This window comes from Paenibacillus sp. V4I5, from assembly GCF_030817255.1.
In the GTDB taxonomy this organism is placed as follows: Bacteria; Bacillota; Bacilli; order Paenibacillales; family NBRC-103111; genus Paenibacillus_E.
In genome coordinates, this window is the sequence record NZ_JAUSZB010000002.1 from 2,527,252 (window position 1) to 2,546,754 (window position 19,503).

General features: G+C 43.3%; 16 protein-coding genes and 1 pseudogene. 5 read left to right on the forward strand and 12 right to left on the reverse strand.

From position 1 onward, the window contains the following. Positions 1-28: 28 nt before the first annotated feature. The 7 genes from QFZ78_RS13375 to QFZ78_RS13405 all read right to left on the reverse strand — a co-directional run bounded on the left by QFZ78_RS13375 (position 29) and on the right by QFZ78_RS13405 (position 8,013). Complete coding sequence (locus QFZ78_RS13375; RefSeq protein WP_307548140.1) at positions 29-1,243, reverse strand: type III PLP-dependent enzyme; 1,215 nt, start codon at positions 1,241-1,243, stop codon at positions 29-31. Next, entirely contained in the window at positions 1,227-3,140 is a 1,914-nt protein-coding gene (locus tag QFZ78_RS13380) for an IucA/IucC family protein (protein WP_307548141.1), read from the reverse strand. Before QFZ78_RS13380 ends, QFZ78_RS13375 begins: the two co-directional genes overlap by 17 nt. A 3-nt stretch (positions 3,141-3,143) precedes the next feature. Further along, positions 3,144-4,931 (reverse strand): IucA/IucC family protein, encoded by a 1,788-nt coding sequence (locus QFZ78_RS13385; RefSeq protein ID WP_307548142.1) that lies wholly within the window; start codon positions 4,929-4,931, stop codon positions 3,144-3,146. Positions 4,932-4,953: 22 nt separating this feature from the next. Beyond that, complete coding sequence (gene sbnB / locus QFZ78_RS13390) at positions 4,954-6,009, reverse strand: 2,3-diaminopropionate biosynthesis protein SbnB (RefSeq protein ID WP_307548143.1); 1,056 nt, start codon at positions 6,007-6,009, stop codon at positions 4,954-4,956. A 23-nt stretch (positions 6,010-6,032) separates the two neighbouring features. After that, positions 6,033-7,019: a 2,3-diaminopropionate biosynthesis protein SbnA gene (gene sbnA / locus QFZ78_RS13395; protein ID WP_307548144.1), complete on the reverse strand. Its 987-nt coding sequence runs from the start codon at positions 7,017-7,019 to the stop codon at positions 6,033-6,035. Positions 7,020-7,168: 149 nt separating this feature from the next. Continuing rightward, on the reverse strand, positions 7,169-7,588 hold the full coding sequence (locus tag QFZ78_RS13400) for a LuxR C-terminal-related transcriptional regulator (RefSeq protein ID WP_307548145.1): 420 nt from the start codon (positions 7,586-7,588) through the stop codon (positions 7,169-7,171). Between the two features lie 227 nt (positions 7,589-7,815). Continuing rightward, positions 7,816-8,013 carry an iron chelate uptake ABC transporter family permease subunit gene (locus QFZ78_RS13405; protein WP_307548146.1) on the reverse strand — a complete coding sequence of 66 codons (198 nt, stop codon included), beginning with the start codon at positions 8,011-8,013 and terminating at the stop codon, positions 7,816-7,818. A gap of 168 nt (positions 8,014-8,181) precedes the next feature. Here QFZ78_RS13405 and QFZ78_RS13410 point away from each other — a divergent pair, with 168 nt between their 5' ends. Further along, on the forward strand, positions 8,182-8,364 hold the full coding sequence (locus QFZ78_RS13410) for a hypothetical protein (RefSeq protein ID WP_307548148.1): 183 nt from the start codon (positions 8,182-8,184) through the stop codon (positions 8,362-8,364). A 402-nt stretch (positions 8,365-8,766) separates the two neighbouring features. Here QFZ78_RS13410 and QFZ78_RS13415 read toward each other — a convergent pair whose 3' ends face one another. Further along, positions 8,767-9,129 (reverse strand): nuclear transport factor 2 family protein, encoded by a 363-nt coding sequence (locus QFZ78_RS13415; protein ID WP_307548149.1) that lies wholly within the window; start codon positions 9,127-9,129, stop codon positions 8,767-8,769. A gap of 430 nt (positions 9,130-9,559) precedes the next feature. Here QFZ78_RS13415 and QFZ78_RS13420 point away from each other — a divergent pair, with 430 nt between their 5' ends. Next, entirely contained in the window at positions 9,560-9,802 is a 243-nt protein-coding gene (locus QFZ78_RS13420; protein WP_307548151.1) for a hypothetical protein, read from the forward strand. 147 nt (positions 9,803-9,949) lie between these two features. Here QFZ78_RS13420 and QFZ78_RS13425 read toward each other — a convergent pair whose 3' ends face one another. Together QFZ78_RS13425 and QFZ78_RS13430 are read right to left on the reverse strand one after the other, a co-directional pair. Further along, positions 9,950-11,260, reverse strand: coding sequence for a copper amine oxidase N-terminal domain-containing protein (locus QFZ78_RS13425; RefSeq protein ID WP_307548153.1), 1,311 nt, complete (start codon positions 11,258-11,260; stop codon positions 9,950-9,952). A 233-nt stretch (positions 11,261-11,493) separates the two neighbouring features. Then, on the reverse strand, positions 11,494-11,829 hold the full coding sequence (locus QFZ78_RS13430; RefSeq protein ID WP_307548155.1) for a hypothetical protein: 336 nt from the start codon (positions 11,827-11,829) through the stop codon (positions 11,494-11,496). A gap of 332 nt (positions 11,830-12,161) precedes the next feature. On the opposite strand from QFZ78_RS13430, the gene QFZ78_RS13435 reads away from it, so the two are divergent. After that, positions 12,162-12,557, forward strand: a complete 396-nt coding sequence (locus QFZ78_RS13435) for a MerR family transcriptional regulator (RefSeq protein WP_307548157.1) — start codon at positions 12,162-12,164, stop codon at positions 12,555-12,557. A 16-nt stretch (positions 12,558-12,573) separates the two neighbouring features. Continuing rightward, entirely contained in the window at positions 12,574-12,900 is a 327-nt protein-coding gene (locus tag QFZ78_RS13440) for a YnfA family protein (RefSeq protein ID WP_307548158.1), read from the forward strand. A gap of 162 nt (positions 12,901-13,062) precedes the next feature. On the opposite strand, the pseudogene QFZ78_RS13445 reads toward QFZ78_RS13440, so the two are convergent. After that, positions 13,063-13,256, reverse strand: a pseudogene (locus QFZ78_RS13445) (AraC family transcriptional regulator); the annotation flags it as partial. Between the two features lie 61 nt (positions 13,257-13,317). Between QFZ78_RS13445 and QFZ78_RS13450 the strand changes: the two are divergent. Beyond that, entirely contained in the window at positions 13,318-14,367 is a 1,050-nt protein-coding gene (locus QFZ78_RS13450; RefSeq protein WP_307548160.1) for an acyltransferase family protein, read from the forward strand. Positions 14,368-14,618: 251 nt separating this feature from the next. On the opposite strand, the gene QFZ78_RS13455 is transcribed toward QFZ78_RS13450, so the two are convergent. Next, a complete protein-coding gene (locus QFZ78_RS13455; protein ID WP_307548162.1) occupies positions 14,619-19,043 on the reverse strand; it encodes a fibronectin type III domain-containing protein in 4,425 nt (1,474 codons plus the stop codon). Positions 19,044-19,503: the final 460 nt, after the last annotated feature.

The following is a 19,503-nucleotide window of genomic DNA, read 5'->3' on the forward strand; positions in this document are numbered from 1 at the left end:
GTGAAGCTCCGAGCATGATGACATCAACCTACCTTCCAACAGGGATAGGCGTCGTTTGGCTTACATAGATGTGTTCCGGATGCGGATGGCTCAAAAAATCGTGATGCGAAATCGACCAACCGTATGCCCCGGCGTATACAAATACAATCACGTCGCCGATTCTTAATCTGTCTAAACGCACATCTTTGGCTAATACGTCTTTTGGGGTGCAAAGCTGCCCGACAATCGTAACGCTATCATCTGTCAGTTCTTTTCGTTTAAACGGATATTTCCAATTCTCGATAGGAACTACTTGAAAAGGATGACTGTGCTGCCAAGACACGGGTAGACGGAAATGGTGCGTGCCGCCTCGAACGATAACGAAAGTTTTTCCATGATTCTCTTTGATATCCAGCACTTCGACCGCATAATATCCGCAGGAAGCAGCGATATATCGGCCGCATTCAAATAAAATCGTCTTATTGTGAAACTGATGCCGATCGATACATTGCTTCAATCCATTCACAAAGGTATCCCATTGAAATTGTGCTTGCAGGTTCGAATAATTGACCCCAATGCCACCGCCTACATTGATATAGGAAACTTGAAGCCGGTAGGCTTGTTCCCATTCCTTCACTTTCGTGAAATAAACATCCATCAACTCGACATGCTTCTCCGCATCCAGTTGATTAGAGATGCAGTGCAGGTGAAATCCTTCTATATTCACATGCGCACAAGAGGCAGCTTGCAACAGCACAGACTCTATTTCGCTTTCATGTATACCAAATTGCGTTGGGGTTCCGGCCATCTGTAAGGTAGCCGAAGGCAAAGGGCCATTTATATTCATCCGCAAAAGCACGGAAACTTGCCGTTCCATCGTTCCAGCGATCCATTCCAATCGCCGCAGTTCATGGATACTCTCGATATGAATCAACTTGACGTTATGTTCAATGGCTCCCCTTAGTTCGTCATCCGTTTTGCCCGGTCCGCCGAATATAACGGGAATATGCGGATCCGCTTCTCTAGCCTTCATGATTTCACCTATCGATGCGGTTTCAAAGCCGTGAACGACATCTTTTAACTGCTGCAAAATTCGGCGTTCCGAGTTCGCCTTCATGGCGTAAAACAACCGGACATTTTCCGGCAGTGGGCGCACGACTGCTGAAGCGTGCTCCTTCAAAGCATCTAGATCGTAAATGTATGCACAAAAAGGCTGTTCTTGGGATTGCTTAACCTCCCGAATCAAATCAACTACTTTTTCCATCGTTAACTCCTAATATAGGGATCTTTGAGCGTAGCTCAAAGTCTCTCCGCTTTGGCAAAGTTCCAAAAGTATTCAGAGGGTTTTGAACGTCATGTACGCGAAATTCGGAATCGCCAAACAATCTTCTTTTCGTTAACTGTTCGACCTGAATCGTTTCCGCAAACAAATCAAAAAGTTCGAACCGCTGCTGAAGCTGCGGGTGCTGCTCTTGATATTGCCTTATCGTATGAGCTACTTTCGACCAGAATACCGTTTCCGGAACCTGATAGTGCTCTTCCATAAAAAGTGCGGCCTCAGCCAAGTTAATAAAAAAGAACGCGTCGTGAACAAAGTCTCTGACCACATCAGGGCGATCCGTTTCAATGAACGAATTGCGGTTAATTTTCGGATGATGGGAAGGAACAGGCGTGAGCGCCGGATATTGCTGCGGATCCGCAAGGTGCTCTCTGGAGAAGCGTATCCCATCGTGGAAATCTTTCAGCGCAAGCCGTGTCGGGAAGCCGTTTTCATGGACTAGAATCATGTTTTGGGCATGAGACTCCAAAGCGATTCCATGAGCGTAGAGCATGTGAATAAGCGGAACCACCGAAACTTCAATATAACGTTCCATCCACCGCTCAATTCCATGCTCCTTCACCCAACGGTCTATAAAGGGACGACCGTTCACTTCCACATGCGTAACTGCATTAAACGGCACTGCCTCTTCCTTCGGCTTCAAATATGTATGAATACTTTCCCGCCAAATGGTCCCAAGCACCCCATATACTTTGGATTGCAGCAGCTCGGAAACATCCGCCGAACGATAAGCTGCGCCTGCGATTTCCTTCAGCAGAATGAGGCTGCACTTTTCTTTCAGGAACAGGTCTTGATCCAGTAATTGCGACAGCCAATCGGATATAATCGGCGCATTCAATATCGTATGAGCAGCCAGAATTCGCCCTGTGGATGTATTAGTTATGCTTAGCGGCAGCTTTACATAGGGTTTTGTTGGAAGCGATGCATTGGCCAGTGTACGAATTGACTGCTGCGGCCGGTAATCTTCCTGCCCTTCTCCAAGCCAAATCACTTCATCTTCCCAACAATGCTGATTAAATTCAGTCGAGATCACGTTTTCCCACTGCCATGGATGAACAGGCAAATAGGTATACTGGTCAGGGTTCTTCCCTCTGTTCCGCAAATTCGTTTGAAATTCACCATACAAGGAATCACCCAGCTGCTGTTTGATAAATGCAGCATACTCTTTTCTGCTGGTTACCAGGCAATTGATTCTCTCTTTAGCAACAGCAACCCATACAAGGCGAATCGAAGGTTTAAATTCCGGGCCATACGCCATATGATCCGTTAAATCAAAACCGATTCTCGATTTATAGCAGGGATGATAAGGATGCCCGTCGATCAGATTGGATTCCAACAGGTCATAGCTTCTCTCCTTGCCTTCCAAGGTTTGAGGGGATCGGTAATAATGCGCTAATGTATCTTTCAACAACGTTTGTTGGATTTCATCGATGAATTGCGATAACCGTCCGGTATCGACATCGGTGTTCTGAAATATTTCAACTAGAAAAGTCGCTAACGATACGGCCTCGTGCTCATGCTGCGAGGTCACGCGCTGGACAGGCTGGGCATTTAACCGTATTCGTTCGAAGCTCACCTTTCGCTTTCCTTGACACATGTACTTGACAATGGATCCGTCATTTCCGGTTCCGTTAATGGTAAAAGCTACGAAACCACTTTCTAGATGCTGCATGTCGGGCTGCACAATTCCTTCATATATTAGCGATTCTATCAATTGCCGGAAAATTCGTCTGCGGACATCTATATACGCCTGGGAACGAATGATTTGATCCCACTGCTCCCATAGTTCTTTATGTTTCTTTTCAATCATGAAAATACTCATTATTCACCTCATGGACATTGGATTGGGAATTTCTACATATATCGGCGTTTCGCCTCGCTCAAGAAAACGACTGATTAAATTCGCTTTGGCAGGTAAAGTTGGGCGGCTTAGCAAATCTTCAATACATGCATTCAGATAGGAAGGCTCGTTTGTCTGCATTGTCAATAAAACGTCTGTCACAATGCCCCATAATTGCATCTCTTCTATCGAACCGTATCTCGCCAGCGTACTGACTAGGTGTCCGATGTGATTGACGAAGAAATAATATTGCAATCTGGACCATGCTTCGTCTGTCGAGTAGAGTAAAGGACTTTCAGGTTGGACGATCGTAGGAATCCATCCCCGTTGCTGCGCATGCGAGCAGGAGACGCTTACTCCCTCAAGATCGCGCACATAACAAGTGAACGGCATGCCCCGATGTATACGAAGCAGACAATTTTGGACATGCGCTTCCAAGCTAACCCCTTTCTCACTGAATAATCGCAAAATGGGTTTCACAGTAATCTCAGCATAAGCGCGGAACCATGGTTTCAAATCCGGCACTTCATTACCGTACTGGCTGCGCATCAACCTGAATAACAGGGGCTCAGTCTCATCAGGCTGCACTTCGAGCAATGACGCAAGAACGTGCGGTGGGTTATCATCCTGAAATTCCGGAGGATTGTCGCGAAACAAAACCGCAAAGCTTGCTAGTAATTGTTCATCCTTAGCCCCTGAAGCATGTTTCACTGAAACGGTTCTAAAGCCTTTTTCCAGCAAAATGGTAAAGGATTCGTTTTCGATCTCATTTTGCAGGCTGCGAATTAGCCTGCTTGCGGCCAATGTCCGCTCGATCTGTTCAAGCGTGTTGACGCGAATAAAATTCGTGATCCTTACATTGAGCGGCAGTTTATAAAAATAATGGTGCTCAGGATCCCAAACCGTTCTCACCGAAGAGGTAGGGTAAACCGGATCGCCAAGAGGTCCCAAATAGACCAGCTTGCCCGTCTGAAGCAGTTCTCCGACCCGCGATTGCTGCAGACAATATTGTGCCTGCCAAGGGTGGCAAGGGATCAATGCATAATCCGTCTGGTTCGCTCCCAGTTTGCCTTTGGATTGCAGAATCACACTTTCCGCAACCGGCTCTGCGAACTCTTCTTCAAGGTACTGTTGTGCGATACTGTCCGGACTCACTGCGAAATAATGAAGCTGAAAGGCTGAACCCATTTCCGGCGGGAACGCTGACAGATCATCGGGTGAGAAGCCTTCCGAACTTTTGGGTGTTGGATGAAAAGGGTGCCCCCAAATCAACGATTGCTCTGTCTGGATATAGAGATAACCGTTTGCTCCATTTGATTTTCGGTCCCTGAAAGAATCGGCATACCGGACCGTCTTATCGATACTATTATGAATCTCTTTGTGCAATTGAGAATGCTTCTGCGCCGTATCGGATGACTCATGTATGCTTGCGATCTCATCCAGGATCCACTCGATGACATCCCTATTCGAAATCGGTTTAACCAATTTTGTAAGTAACCATTCGGCATAAAAGTCACTTCCAAATCCATGGTGCCCAAACAGCGACCAATAGCTCAATTCACCATAAATCGTTTTGTCGACATGCTTGAGTTCAATTTTGAATGGAGTTCCTTTCCATTTATCGTCGAACACCATAGGTAAATCCGTTATCCTTGGATCGAAAATGCCGCACTCCCGTAAAAAAGTGTTCAGCAGTCTTTCAACCGCAGCTTGTTCAGCCACATTAATCTCGAGGGAACGTTGCTGCTGTATCATAAATCCGCCTTGTACCATGTTGATTCCTCCCCGCTTTCTCTCAATATAGAGGAAGCCTTACTCCGACACGCTCAGAGCGCGCCTTGTCATAGATAACTTTCGCGCAAGCAATATCTTCAATCGCCATCCCCATCGGGTTAAGTATAATAATTTCATCGTCGGATTCCCTGCCGGGCTTCCGGCCGATCACAATCTCCCCTAATTCGGCATGCAGCCGTTCACGGGAAAACTTTCCTTCAAGCACCAGCTGATTGATCACTTTCTTCTCGCGGTTGGACTGCTCCCAGTCATCAACAATCACTTTATCCGCTTTAAGGAAAACGTCTTTATGCACATCCATGATCGAGATATTGCTGACAAAAGTCCCCTTTTGCAGCCACTCAAAAGGAATATAGGGTTGATCCGTTACCGTGCAAGTGACCACGACCTCACCCTGCCGTACTGCCCGCTCGGCGGTCTCAGTCAGAATGATATTCACAGCAGGGAAGCTTCGGTTTAATTCTTCTTGTAATGCTGCGGCGGACTGCTTATTCAGATCGAATAAGTAAATCGTTTCGATACGGGGGAACTGTTCAAGCATCGACCGCATCTGTGTCTTGGCGATAATTCCGCAGCCTAAGCAGGCTACCTGAGTAAACTGTTTTCTTGCCAAATGCTTCGCCGCGATAACGGTTACCGCCGCCGTCCTCATGCTGCTGATCAACCCTGCTTCCAAAACCGCAACGGGATAATTGCTTTCCGGATCATTGAGGATAAGAAGCCCGCTGGCCCGTTCCAATCCGCGCTTTGCCGGATTATCGTGCTTGCTGCCAATCCATTTAATCCCCGAAACCGCCGTTTCGCCGCCAACATGAGCAGGCATGGCAATGATCCGATCGGCAATATGTCCCTTCTCCGCATCCACCCGCAAATATGGTTTGAGCGGTTGTACGAATTGACCCTGCGCATGCAGGGTCAGCGCCTCCGTAATCCCCTCTACATAAAGGTCCGAATGATTGCCGCCCACCTGTGCAATCGACGCTTTATTTAAAAACAAGATCTCCGGCTCTTGAATGCCCCCCTCTTCTATTTGTTCCATAAGCTGCTCTGTTTTCATCTTTACCTTCCGCCTCTCTGTTTTTATCGTGCAAGCTTGGCTGACCATTCGTCGTTATACACCGTATCCAGATACCGTTCTCCGCGATCCGGCAGGAGCGTAACGATACGAATAGGCCTTGCGTCCGACGGTTTGAGCGTAGGGATTAGCTTGTGAATCGCAGCAATGACAGAACCTGACGAACCTCCCGCAAAAATGCCTTCCATCCGCAGCAGCTCTCTGCATCCCTGAACAGACTCTCGGTCACTGGCGTGTATCACGCCATCAATCTCCGCCCGATTCAGAATTTCAGGCACACGACTTGCGCCAATACCAGGGAGTTCTCGATGAGCAGCTGGCGAACCGAAAATAATGGAACCAAGCGCATCGACCGCGATCACCTTCATTTGTGGGAACTTCTGCCTCAGCCTCCTGCTCGTGCCCATGATGCTGCCGGACGTACTGACTCCAGCGATAAACAGGTCCACATGGTCGAGATGCTCAGCAATCTCGCTGCCCGCCCCATGAAAGTGCGCTTTCCAGTTGTTTTCATTGGCATATTGATTGATCCAGAATCCGTTCGTTGTTGTCTGCAGCAGCTCTTGTACCCGCTTTATTCTCGTTTGCAAGTAACCTCCCTGGTCGTCTCGCTCTTCCACCATATCGACGTGAGCGCCCATCTGCCGTAAAATATGTAAATTGGTCTGAGCGATTTTGGGGTCTACCACACAGGTGACCTTTATGCCGTAAATGAGCCCCATCATTGCGAGCGCAACACCTAAATTTCCGGAAGTGCTTTCAATCAAATGCGTATGTTCATGTATGTATCCATCCCGAAAGCCTTGCTCAATAATGAAACGAGCTGGGCGATCCTTCATGCTTCCCCCCGGGTTCATGTACTCCAGCTTGGCGATAACCTCAATGTCCTGCTGCGGGAATAACCGGCTCAATCGAACTAACGGTGTGCCGCCAATGCAATCCTTAACGGAATCCTTGATACCCTCTTTGAAAGCCACTTGCTCCGTGATCATTCTTGTACAACCTCCTTCATCCATGGATGTTCAATGTTTAACCAGGATCTAATTTTTGATAATGATTATCATTATCATATATAAATCGTAACATTGAACAAATGGAGTTGTAAATGATCATTTCCGACGATAAAAACCAGTAAAGATCATCAGATCTGATTACGCACTTCTTCTTGTCTACTCTTCAACGCATAGATGAAATCGACTCCAGATTCGTGGATGCCCAATATCTTTTTGATATTCTGGATATGCTTTCTTACCGTATTTTCAGAAAGAAACAATTGTTTGGCGATTTTTTGCACGGAGTAATTGGCTGCCAGGAGAATGGTAATCTCCTGCTGTCTCACGCTTAATTCCGGATAGCAGGAACCGCTTCTTCCGTCACCCGTCCGCTCTTGTGTATCCATTTCAGTATTCGCTTCCTTCGTTTGGGAAATCTGAACGGATGAATGAAGCTCCAGGCTAGACACTTCCCCGATGATGCGGTTTAACATAGCAATGACTTGTTCCTTTTCATCGGTATTAGTTGTATAGGCATCTATAAGGAGTCTGTACTTCGTATAGGACATTGTCTCACCTCCAACAAAAGAGGGCATAATTCGCGAGAATATGCCCCTGTTTTATTTAGTCTCATCCTTATTAAGCTGATTTTCGTGTTGCTGAATATCGATAAAGCAAATGATAAAGAACGGCGCGCCGACACCAGCCGTAAATACACCAACAGGAATATCGGCGGCATAAAGGCCGTCCTTGCAATCAAGTCTGCCAATACGACCATCAAACCGCGAATTAATGCCTACATGGGAAGAACACCGCCGAAGGGAGGCCCGACCAGCTTTCGGGTCATATGTGGAGCAATGAGATCGACGAAACTGATGCCTCCGGCCACCGCAACTTTGGATCCCGCCAATCCCACGATAATAAGAAGCAATATAAAACGTTGGCGTTGAATGGTACTGCCCACTCCCGCCGCAATGTCATCGCCCAACTGCATATACTGATAACGATTATCATTTTCAATACAAAGTTTACTTTGACTAGGGTTAAATTGTCAATAATTAATTGATAATGATTATCAATTTCGAGTTTAAACACGTAAGAAAAGTAGGTACTCCCGGACCCGGAAGCACTTTAAAGGAGACGATGAACACGAGAACGGTGAATGACACGCAGCTACTTGGAAAAGGCTATTTTGAAAAACAACGATTTAACTATCATGGTCCTTGCTGAGGTTCAGGAGAGATCGGATGAGTTTGGCAACGAGTTTCCGTTTTTTTTCTTTGCTGACAAACTACTCAACCTAGCAGCAGATGCTTTTACGGAAGGATACGATGAAGTAGAATAGCAGGTTAAAAGCGGTTCAAAAAGGTGGAAATGCTGAAAAAGAGCTGGGGGTTCCCAGCTCTTTTTTCAATGTTGCGAGTAACAGAAAACCGTCTCTTGGTAAGGTGGTTATTGAACTAACGTTCTGCGTTTAGAATTCCTGTAAAACGAATAATTTGGTCTTTGTAAAAATACAAAGCTAAACAAGTTGATCGTCGGTGTGGAGCCGACCGGACACTACTGGCTCTGCCTTGCCCATTGGCTGGCCGTTGAACATCAGGCCACCGAGTTTATCACTTGTAGCTTGCTTGTTCATTGTAAATGGAACTATCGTTCCCCGTTAAAGTAATGACATCTTGTGCAAAATCTGCATTTACTCCAAGCAGCTGCAATGATCAACTTTGAATAAGCAATAACTGAAGTATCACGATACGGAACTACAATGTCCTGAGACAATTTGCCATTTCTCCATACGATACTGCCAAACACGAGTGTAACAGAAAACGCCTTCAAATGGAGTTCCGAAGGTGCCAGTTAGAGTCACTCGTGTAACTGTTACGGCTAACATATCTAAGAGTCTAATTCTTTGGTCCAAAACATCAATTCCAGTAATTTTCAAGTTTCCTGATCGATGAGCTTCAATATCAGTTTCTTTTGATAAAATTTGTCCGAAATGATTGACGAAGATAAGGTCGTCAGCGATCAGTTCATCTAACAGTTTCACATCACTGGTTAACATTGCTTTCCGAAGGAGTTCTTCACAAGCAATAATTTTAGTTTCATCCACAAAAAAACCTCCTTTTAGTGTCTGTCTAATAAACCATTCTGTCAAAGTACGATTAACTATACAACCATTTTGTCACTCTCAAATAACATTCTTCTTAATCAAATCTATTTCGTAATCCTGCCCGTTAGCGGAGTGAAAGTCTGCCACGCGGCAGCCCTTCTGATGTTGAACTATTGTTTCTCGTTAGCTCAATGACTGACCCAAATTATTTTAAAGCATTCGTTGTGTCATATTCCTTAGTGCGTAAATTAATTTCATGACTCCCCCCTACTTATCCATTTTTCTTCTCGAGTAGGTGATATCTTTTAGACGTTTATTAAATGAAATGTAAATGGGTGTCTGACACGGTGCAAAAGTACTGCTGCGAGAATATATTGACTAGGGTAATGACCATCCGCTACAGACCATTTTCCGAAGGGAATGACTATTAATGCCTATCCGTAATCAAGTACTAAGCGCTGTGCAGCCGGTTGTCCATTACGGTTTAAGAGAAGCAGCACATACTTCAGTTGAACATGCAATGTTTGAAGTTGCTGCTATAACCTATTTGATGGGAAGAGGCTTTGATTACTACACGGCTCATCGACTGGTAGAAAGCTGGGAAATAGCAGAAGCATTTCCTCCTTATCAGGGACCATCGATGCCCCATTATCAAATGTACCATCCGATATAAAATGGTAACAGGCAGACGGTTCGGAATAATTTCCGGGCCGGTTGTGTTTCTTTCTGTCAACCGACAAGACTCCCCGCACTGAGCACTACCTGGACGTAAAACAAAAAAAGGAGCCCGACAAATCTAGTCGAACTCCTTGAAAATTGATTATTTTTTTGGTGTGATGGTAATTAGTTTTGCGGAAATTTCATATTGTACGTGCTGTTTCAAATTCTCGCTCACAAACCGAACAGGAACCATCGTCGTATCATCAATAATTTGTGCAGGAGCATTCATCGATGCTTTTGCTCCATTGACAATAGCATCCGTATGACCGATCCATAACTCCACGATATCTCCATTTAAAGTCAAGGTAATCTTGTATTCGTTCCCATCCCAAGCTACTTTGGCACCGAGTGCTTCGGCAATAAAGCGTAGGGGAACCATGCTGCTTCCGCTAATGATTTCCGGTGAAACATCCAGCAACACTTGTCGTCCATTTACAGTAGCCTTCGTGCTTCCTAATTGCAGGATGATTTCCGAATCTTTAGGTTCTGAATCGATGTCTTTTTGTTCTTGAGACGCAGAACCTTCACTTTTCTCCACTGGCTCTGCCGCCTCTAATACATAAGAAAAATGGACTTTTGTTGCCGTTATTTTATCGAATTGCACTTTGGCAAACGTTTCATCCGAAGTAGTGAGAAGAACCAAATCTCCGACTTGGATTTCTGCTTTGACTACAGTGCTTAATTCTTCACGTGTGTTGGTGATTCTTTTGATCGGGTCGGTCAGCTCTTGGTCATAGAGAACTTTACCGCCTTTTCTATAATCTATTGCCCATAATTTTAAATTATCAAATTTAAAGTCCACGGCGCTCGCGTTTTTCGTCATTTTTTGTGTATGTAAATCATATCCAGTTAATTGACCTTGCTCGTTAAGAATCGGAAACTCCAGATCGTAGATTCCGGTTCTCACCTCACCCCAATAGATAAGATCTAATTGATCATTAGGAGTTACACTGGAGCTTTGCGGTTCTTTCGGTTTAGTCACAGGTTGTTTCTCCACCGGTTCAGCCGCCTCTAATACATAGGAAAAGTGGATTTTTGTTGCTGTTATTTTATCAAATTTCACTTTGGCGAACGTTTCATCCGAAGTAGTGAGAAGGACCATATCTCCGACTTGGATTTCTGCTTTGACCACAGCGTTTAATTCTTCACGTGTGTTGGTGATTCTTTTGATCGGGTCGGTCAGCTCTTGGTCATAGAGCACTTTACCGCCCTTTCTATAATCTATTGCCCATAACTTTAAATTATCAAAATTAAAGTCCAAAGCACTTTCGTTTTTTGTCATTTTTTGCGTTTGTAAATCATATCCAGTTAATTTACTTTGATCGTTAAGAATCGGAAACTCCAGATCGTAGATTCCGGTTTCCACTTCACCCCAATATGCTGGGGAGCGACATTTTCCCTTATTTTTCACTCCTAGTTTAATAACTGAGAGAAGCTAGCGACCTTGATGCATCTAGTATATGATGACGTAATTCTGAACAAAAAAATGAGATAGTGTCTGAGACCAGGGTAGCAGTTTATCGAGAGTTCCTGATCCCAGTACTGCAAGTATCGGCCCCTATGTTAGGCTGCCTCAGATTCCGGCAGCCCTTATTGATTGAACTATAGTTCTGCGTTAGCGTAATGAGTGCACAATCTCGCTGATTAACTGATTATTACATTAATCTTATCGATAATATCAGAACGTAAGAATGCTTTTGCTTCATGGTTACCAGTTAATTGAAGCAAAACTGACTCAGTTTCGCTACTTGCTATCACAGTAAAGGTTAAAAACGGACAGCATTTTCTCTCCATACTAACCCATTCATTCACAAGGTGCAGCGTTTCCGAGTCACCCTGGAATTGATACTGGTACCCATTTTCAATCTCCATAATACCGATCCTTCTTATTTCAAGCTCTGCCCAAACGTTTTTGTATTCGACACGCTGCTCTTTTGTAAAAACAGTATGGCAACAAGTATCCGGTATTTCTTTACCCATACTTTTATCCCCCTTCACTTCGAACAAGATTTACAACTGCATCCTGATATTGAACACGATGCTCCGGATGCCTTGCGCCGCTTATAGATAACGACTCCCGCTATGATAAATACAAGTGCCAATACGGCGATAAATTCCAAATCCAGGAAAAACGATGAAAACCCAAGAGCTGCTGCGCCGCCGAGCAGCGGTATCGCACAGCACAGAGCGCACGCGCCCAACAATCCAAGACTTGCAAGAAATCCCTTTTTTTTTATTTACTTCATCCTCCCATGTGAGATATAGTGTAAGTATAAAACTTAAAGTCAACTTTAAGTCAAGGGGTGAAATTTATGGCGGAGTTAAGTATTGGTCAGCTGGCGGAAATGGCAGATGTGAACGCATCAACACTTCGTTATTATGAATCCATCGGTTTGTTACCTCCTCCGAATCGGAAAAACGGTCAACGTCGTTATGATGAAAGGCTACTTGACCGCATCAATTTTATTAAAGTTGCACAGCAGACTGGATTTAGCATTCAGGAAATCTTAGTTTTATTAGAGGGCTTTGAAACGGATAATTCACTTTCCGAGCGATGGGAGCAGATGGCAGAGCAGAAACGCTCCGAGTTAGAGGAGAGAAAGAGACAGATCAATTCAATGATCAAAATTTTGGACAACGGTTTAAGCTGCAAATGCATTACCTGGTCAGAATGCATGGAGAATATTCAAACCAAAGGTACGTGTTAGGAAGGAGAATTTCTTTGTGCTGTTAACTATATTCATTTTTGTGCTTGCTGGACTCGCTGAAATTGGCGGAGGTTACATGGTTTGGTTGTGGTTACGAGAATCAAAGCCCCTTTGGTATGGTATTGTCGGGAGTATCATCCTCATTTTGTACGGTATCATTCCAACTTTGCAAAGTTTCCCTTCGTTTGGACGGGTCTACGCGGCTTATGGTGGCGTATTTGTTATTCTCGCTGTTTTATGGGGATGGTTAGTGGATAAAAAAGCACCTGATATGTACGATTGGCTAGGAACTGGTATTTGCATTGCAGGCGTGTCTGTAATGTTATGGGCACCTAGAAGTTAATGCTCTGATGGTACATCTCACCACACAATCCTACCCGTTAACGGAATAGGCCACCGAATTTATCACCGGCAGCCTGCTAGATCTTGTTATGAAACTATCGTTTCCGTTAGTTTCATAACAAACTTTCCCAACTCTCCTTTCAAGTGTGCATTTGGGTTTTTACCACGATATATCAATTAGTTTCTGCATAAATCCATCTTTTTTCGCACTGTTCCAAAGTGTAGGAATTGCTTTAAATGCTCTACATATTTTTACTGGAATACTTTTTCCAATTATTCTTAATTCATAATCAAGATTCTCGATTCTATACTCCAATTCAGCAACTCCTTAATTGAAACTTGAAAGGAGATCCTAGGAGTGGAAACAATTGCCTCTATAAGTTATAATGTTCAAAACTGAGTAAGGGGAATGTTGCCTATGAAGATAAGGATGCAATATTTGGATGTATGCAAAGGCATTGGTATTATTTTAGTTGTGTTAGGGCATATATTTCTAACAAATCCTATACGAACTTGGATTTATTCTTTTCACATGCCCTTTTTCTTCTTTTTATCTGGGTATACCCTTTACCTTAGTAGGACTACGGATTATAAGGAATTTGTATTAAAGCGACTTAAGTCTTTAATTATTCCATACTTTATTTTCGCTTTTATTTGGTACATCTATTGGCTTGTAATCGAAAGAAAATTCAGACCTGAAAGCCTAGACATAAACAGATTCAAACCTTTGTTGGGAATACTTTACGGAACCGGTAGTGACACATGGCTAGTTTTCAACATAGTTCTGTGGTTCTTGCCTTGTTTCTTTTTTACAGAAATATTTTTTCAATGGCTTGCCCAAAGCATAAAGAAAAGTAGAAATCTATTTATTGTTTTGCTGGTCAGTTCAGTTGTTGGGTATCTTATAAGTCTCTTCTTAGGATTTAGACTTCCATGGGGAATTAACATTGTATTTACCAGTGTGGTTTTTTACGGATTAGGATACCTTTTTCATAAGAGTAATTTGAATAACAAATTAACATCCACACATGAGTACATTTTTATTATTTTACTATTGATTATCAATGTAATTGCAGCCTTTATTAACAAACCTGTTGATATGAATTTTCTTATTTTAGGGAATTATTTTTTGTACTATATCGCAGGCATAAGCGGCTCGTTATTCCTATATTTAGTCTCCAAGAAAATAAAGAGTGGCAATTGGTTAACTTTTCTAGGTAAGAACACCCTTATTATTATGTGTATCCATGACCCAATAAAAAGAATTGTTGTAAAGATTATCTCTGCGGTATCTCATATTCCAGCGGATACTTTAAGACAGTCAACATGGGGATCGATGATTTGTCTAATTGTATTAATGTTGATACTCGTACCTGCTATTCACATTATTAATAAATACATGCCATTTCTATTAGGTAAAAAATACACGATTGTCAAAGAGCCAAAAGTTTCAAAGGTTAATGTATAAACCTTCAGCATTCTTTTACTAACGAAGTTCGTATGCACAATAAGAAGTCCCTCGCTCCGAGCCGATCGGGGCTATTTTATTTTCGGGAGCGCTAGTAAACTCCTATTTCCAGTAATGGTCCCAATGTAATGAAATGGACTATCGCCTCGAATTATGAGCTCGGTGGCTATCCAAAGCGGAGCGAAGGGCTGTCAGCGTTAATTTCAAATCAAAGAAAAGCCGCCCCACAAAAGGACGACTTTTCATTAATCTTATTGTGTTGACCATAGTTTGATCAATGCATTTGCATCTGCATGAAGAATAGCTTTTACGCTATTGTCTACATCTTTTCCTAAAGCCGGATTGTTAAGATGTTTCACAAAGTCCTGCATGTGCTTTGCAGCCTGATCTTGTCGGTTTTTATCAAGTTGATGCTGCGCTTGATTGAGGGCATTGCTCAGTTGAGATGTTAATGCGTTGCTAAGCAGCGATTGATAGCGATTAAGCAAAGCATTCATAGCATTTATGCTGGTTGTCACATTGAATTGGAAATTCTTTTGAAGTCTATTTCCAGCTATATCTTCCATAACGATAGCTGCAGAATAGCTGCCAACCTTACCTGATAAATCAATGACGATGCTTGCTCCCTTTGTCAGATCTACCGCATATACAGCATCACTAACACTGATCTGTGCAGAAGCTACACCTGACAGATTATCGGACACCTGGAAGGTTAATGGAAGATTGTCATCAAAGGACTCTCCCTCCTTTAACTCATTCCCATTAATCATAAATGCAAAGTTAGGAAGTGTCGTGTCGACTTTTACTGTCTGTTGCCTAGTATCTTCAACATTTCCAGCGCGATCCTCTGAGTGATACTGAATGGTATATGTTCCGTCTTGCGGTAGTGTAAACGGTCCGTAATAAGCCATCCAATCCCCATTCTCACTTAGTTTGTACTGAGTCTTATCTACGCCGGACATATCATCCGTTGCATTTAGTGTTACTACATTGCTGGTGTACCAGCCGTTGTTAGTCGTACCTGCCATAACTAGTTCGGTAACCGGCTTCGTTTGGTCTAATAATAACGATATGGAATCTGACATTGGTGATTCTACGGATACGCTTGTATGGCTAACCTTATAATAATATCTTACAGCAGGATCAATTCCGCTGTCAGTGAAGCTCGTTGTGCTCCCTTGATAAATAGGCGTGTAGGTTCCATCCGCATGATTGGATCTGTATAGCGTATAGGACGTAGCTCCTAAAGCTTTTTGCCAGGAAAGTGCAGCAGAATTTGATGTTGTCGAATCTACCTTAAGCCCCATCAAAGGATTATGAGTCTGCGAATTGTCAACGATCATCATCCAGTTAATCAATGGATCTTGCGACGCAGTATTTCTCACGGTTATTGTGATTGTGCCGTCCGTTACGTCAACTATATTGCCATAGACCGTATTTGATATAAAAGTGATGGCATTCTTTTTAACCCCATTCATATACAAGTCTGCTTTTCTGGTGGTATTATTCCAAATATCATTAAAGCCCGTATAAACGGTGTAGGACCCATTTTTTACAGTAAACTTGTAGGTCAGGTCAGTCCCTGCCGGGGAATTACTTACATTTCCACCATTTAGGTATCTGAGTGTTGAAAAAATATCTCCACTGGCTGAACCTGCAGGATTAGAATTCGTTCCTACATAGCCCCAAGGTACTGTATCAGCTGAATTATACGCCTGTTCAACAACCTCCTTATTAACAAGTGTATCCTGAAGGTATGAGGTCATAAGGTTGTAATCACTCGTCGCATATCCGCCGCTGTTTACGACATATATGGTCTTATCAGGAACTGCGTAAATTTTAAAGCGTAACGTTTTGTTGTTAAACTGCGGAAGTGTGGCCTGTAAAGAATAGACACCCGGAAGTGCAAATGTATTTGCCGTTATTGGCAAAGAATTTACTGACCAAGTCACAGAAGTTGTAGTTGCTGCTGCTGCACCACTTGGTATAACTTCTATTTGACTCGGTAAATCCAGTACAGTTCCAGTTGCAACAACCTCAGGTAATTTAATATTTATGTCCATCTTCCCCATGCTGTCTAATAAATCTGTAGACCAACTGCTGTACCATCTTATGGATATATCCGTACCTTGCCCAAATTCAATCGGCAGCCAGACATATTTGGCACCGCCATTTGTAGTAAACTGTCCACCATTCCAATCATCCCCCACGTAGATAAATTTTCCTTTCGCCGGGTCAACAGGAATAACAGATGCTGATTGAGATTTAAAAGCTGACATTGGGTCTGGATCCGATGACGATGTTCTGACAAATGGATTAACCGGAGCTGACCATGGCCCAAACATTTGATCGGCAACGCTGAATTTATTTTCATTCGGAGCCCACCCCGTCGCACCGGAGGTGATTAGATAGTACTTTCCGCTAAATTTGAATACGGCTGGAGCTTCACGCTGTGTGCCTGGGCCAACTCTAACATAATCTATGCCGTGAACTCCCTTATAGCTTGTATCGCGGACAAGATGACCATTTGCATCTACATTGCCGTCCTTATGCCAGCCTGCAACATCTGAATAATCATCCAACAGCTTGGAAATGTAGAGGGTCAGGTTTTCTTCGCTGGAATAAATGAGATAGGCCGTACCGTCATCATCTTTAAATAGATTCATATCACGTGCCATGCCCGGGTTGCCAGGCTGATAATCGATCTCACCCGGTGGAGCTTGATCCATACGGTAGCTCTTTTGGTAGATGAATGGACCCGTAGGTGAATCACTGAATGCATAACCTGCTTGCGCTTTTCCATAGTTTGCACTGTTATTATAAGGGTCTTTATCTCCGTCAATATGAGCCCACATGACATATTTCTGTGTTTTATCATTATAAATAACTTTTGGTCTTTCAATAATTCTGCCCGCTCTTATATCAGCCCAGACGTTTAACGTATCGGTCCGACCGGCATAAAGTTTAGAAATTAACGGATCGTTAGTAAAATCGTCCATTGATTTCACCATCGTTAATGCCATGCCCTCGTCAGTCCAATTGTAAAGATCCGTGGAAGAGTACACTCTCACCCCGGCCGCAGGCCACGCACCTGTATGATATTCGCCATACCAGTAGTATTTTTGAGTTTTTTGATCATACATAATACCTGGTCCATGGGCATCAATTGGACTGCCATTGGTACTTGCCCATGTCGTACCAGGCGTAATTGATGTTCTCACGGTTCCTACACCAAGAGGGTCCGATAAGGACGAGGTGACCCCATCTATAACCGCATTGATTTTATAAAAATACCCCGTACCCTGCGTTAATCCAGTATCTATAAATTCCGAATTAGTGCCGCTGTAAACCTGATTATAGGTTCCGGTTGCGCTCGAAGACCTACTTATCTTATAGGTTGTTGTTGTCCCCTGCACTTTGTCCCAAATTAATGTTACGGATGTATCAGAAATTGAAGCTGCTGCCAAGTTTCCTGGAGCATCATATCTAAATGTGGTAGCCTGTACGGAAGCTGAAGTGGATTCTCCGATCGTGTTGTAAGCTCTTATCTGATAACTATATGCTGTGTTTGGTGTTAATCCTGTATCAGAATAGCTTAAGGCGATTCCATCATACACCTTAGTGAACGTATTACCTGCATCAGATGATCTGTATACTCTGTAGCCGGTTGCTTTAGCTGCTGCTGTCCAACTTAAATTGATTTTTGACGAATTTACGGCAATAGCCGTCTGTCCCGTAGGAGCAGGAGGTGGCGCTGGAGTCGTCCGTACACTTAGTTCGGGTGACCACTGAGATTCCGTCAGTCCGCCATATACAAACGCTATTTTATAATAGTATGCTGTGTCAAAGATTAACCCGGTATCTACAAAGCTGTTAGTTGTGCTGTTGGAAACAAACGAATATCCTCTGCCAGCTGTCGTTGAACGGTAAATATTGTAACTTGCTGCTCCATCTACCGGAGTCCAATTTAATGAGATAGAGGAATTGTTTTGGGAGTCGGATTGAAGGACTGAAGTGTTGACAGCCGGCGCGCCTGTTACCCTAACATCATCGACATAAACGGCCTGCCACTTATTTCGGATTCCTATTTTGCCATTATTGAAGGTAGAGTCAGTCTCATCAAAAACAAGCTTATCGATTCCGTTGTTAACGATGTAGCATCGAATGGAATTGCCGACCAATACCATTTTTAACGTATACCCTGTATTTTTGCTCAATGCGTAACTTTGACTTTTTATAACCGTGTCTGTACCGTTGACCCTTTTTGAAAGAACCAAAGTACTCGTTGTTTGCATTTGAAAATAATAAAAATTTCTAGAGTCCTGAACACGTGCCAGAATTCCCGGATAAGCCCCGCCTGCTCCTGTGTTGAAACGCATTGTAACGGTCGAATCCGTCCATGCAGAATCTCCCGCGGTTATGATTCCTTCACCGGTGTCCGTCTGATTCAATGCCTTATTACTGACATCAGCGGGATCAGGATTGACTTTCCATATTCCGGAGGTTGGTGTCCATATGGGATTAGCCGTATAATCTCCATCCGAAAAATCATCTTGCAAATAAATCGCAGGTGCTGCGGGTGCTGCTGAAACAGATGTGGAATGTCTGAAATTAAGAGATATTACTAATGTCAAGAGCAGAAACCATGCTAATCGTTTGTACTTTTTATTCACCATTTTCCCTCTCCTTTGCTGATTTGAGTAGTAAGTGTAGCAATCCTCCAAGTCATCAAATTTTGTGCAGCGCTTTCATCACAGTTTATATTCTAGAGACCAAGTGCTCTCAAACATAGTCTACATTCAATAAAATACTGAACATTTCTAACTTCTTAGAGTGAACAAACCATACTTTTATGAACTCATCAAAAAAGCAGGTGGTTTCTTCCACTCTACCATTCCTGATCATCTTGTTTTACATAATATTCATGATATGAGAAGAAGAGATAATTCTTATGACACCTAAAAGACTCTCACCATTTCCCCTCCTTTATGACATGTACAAGAATATGTCCAGTTCACGTCTTCAATGTTTATCAGCATAAAAAAATGACCCACGACCAGGCGGCTCGCCTTCGCGGATCATTTCATATTTGTAGGGGTTAATAATGTTCATCCTCCCGCCTTATCCTCTTCTCCC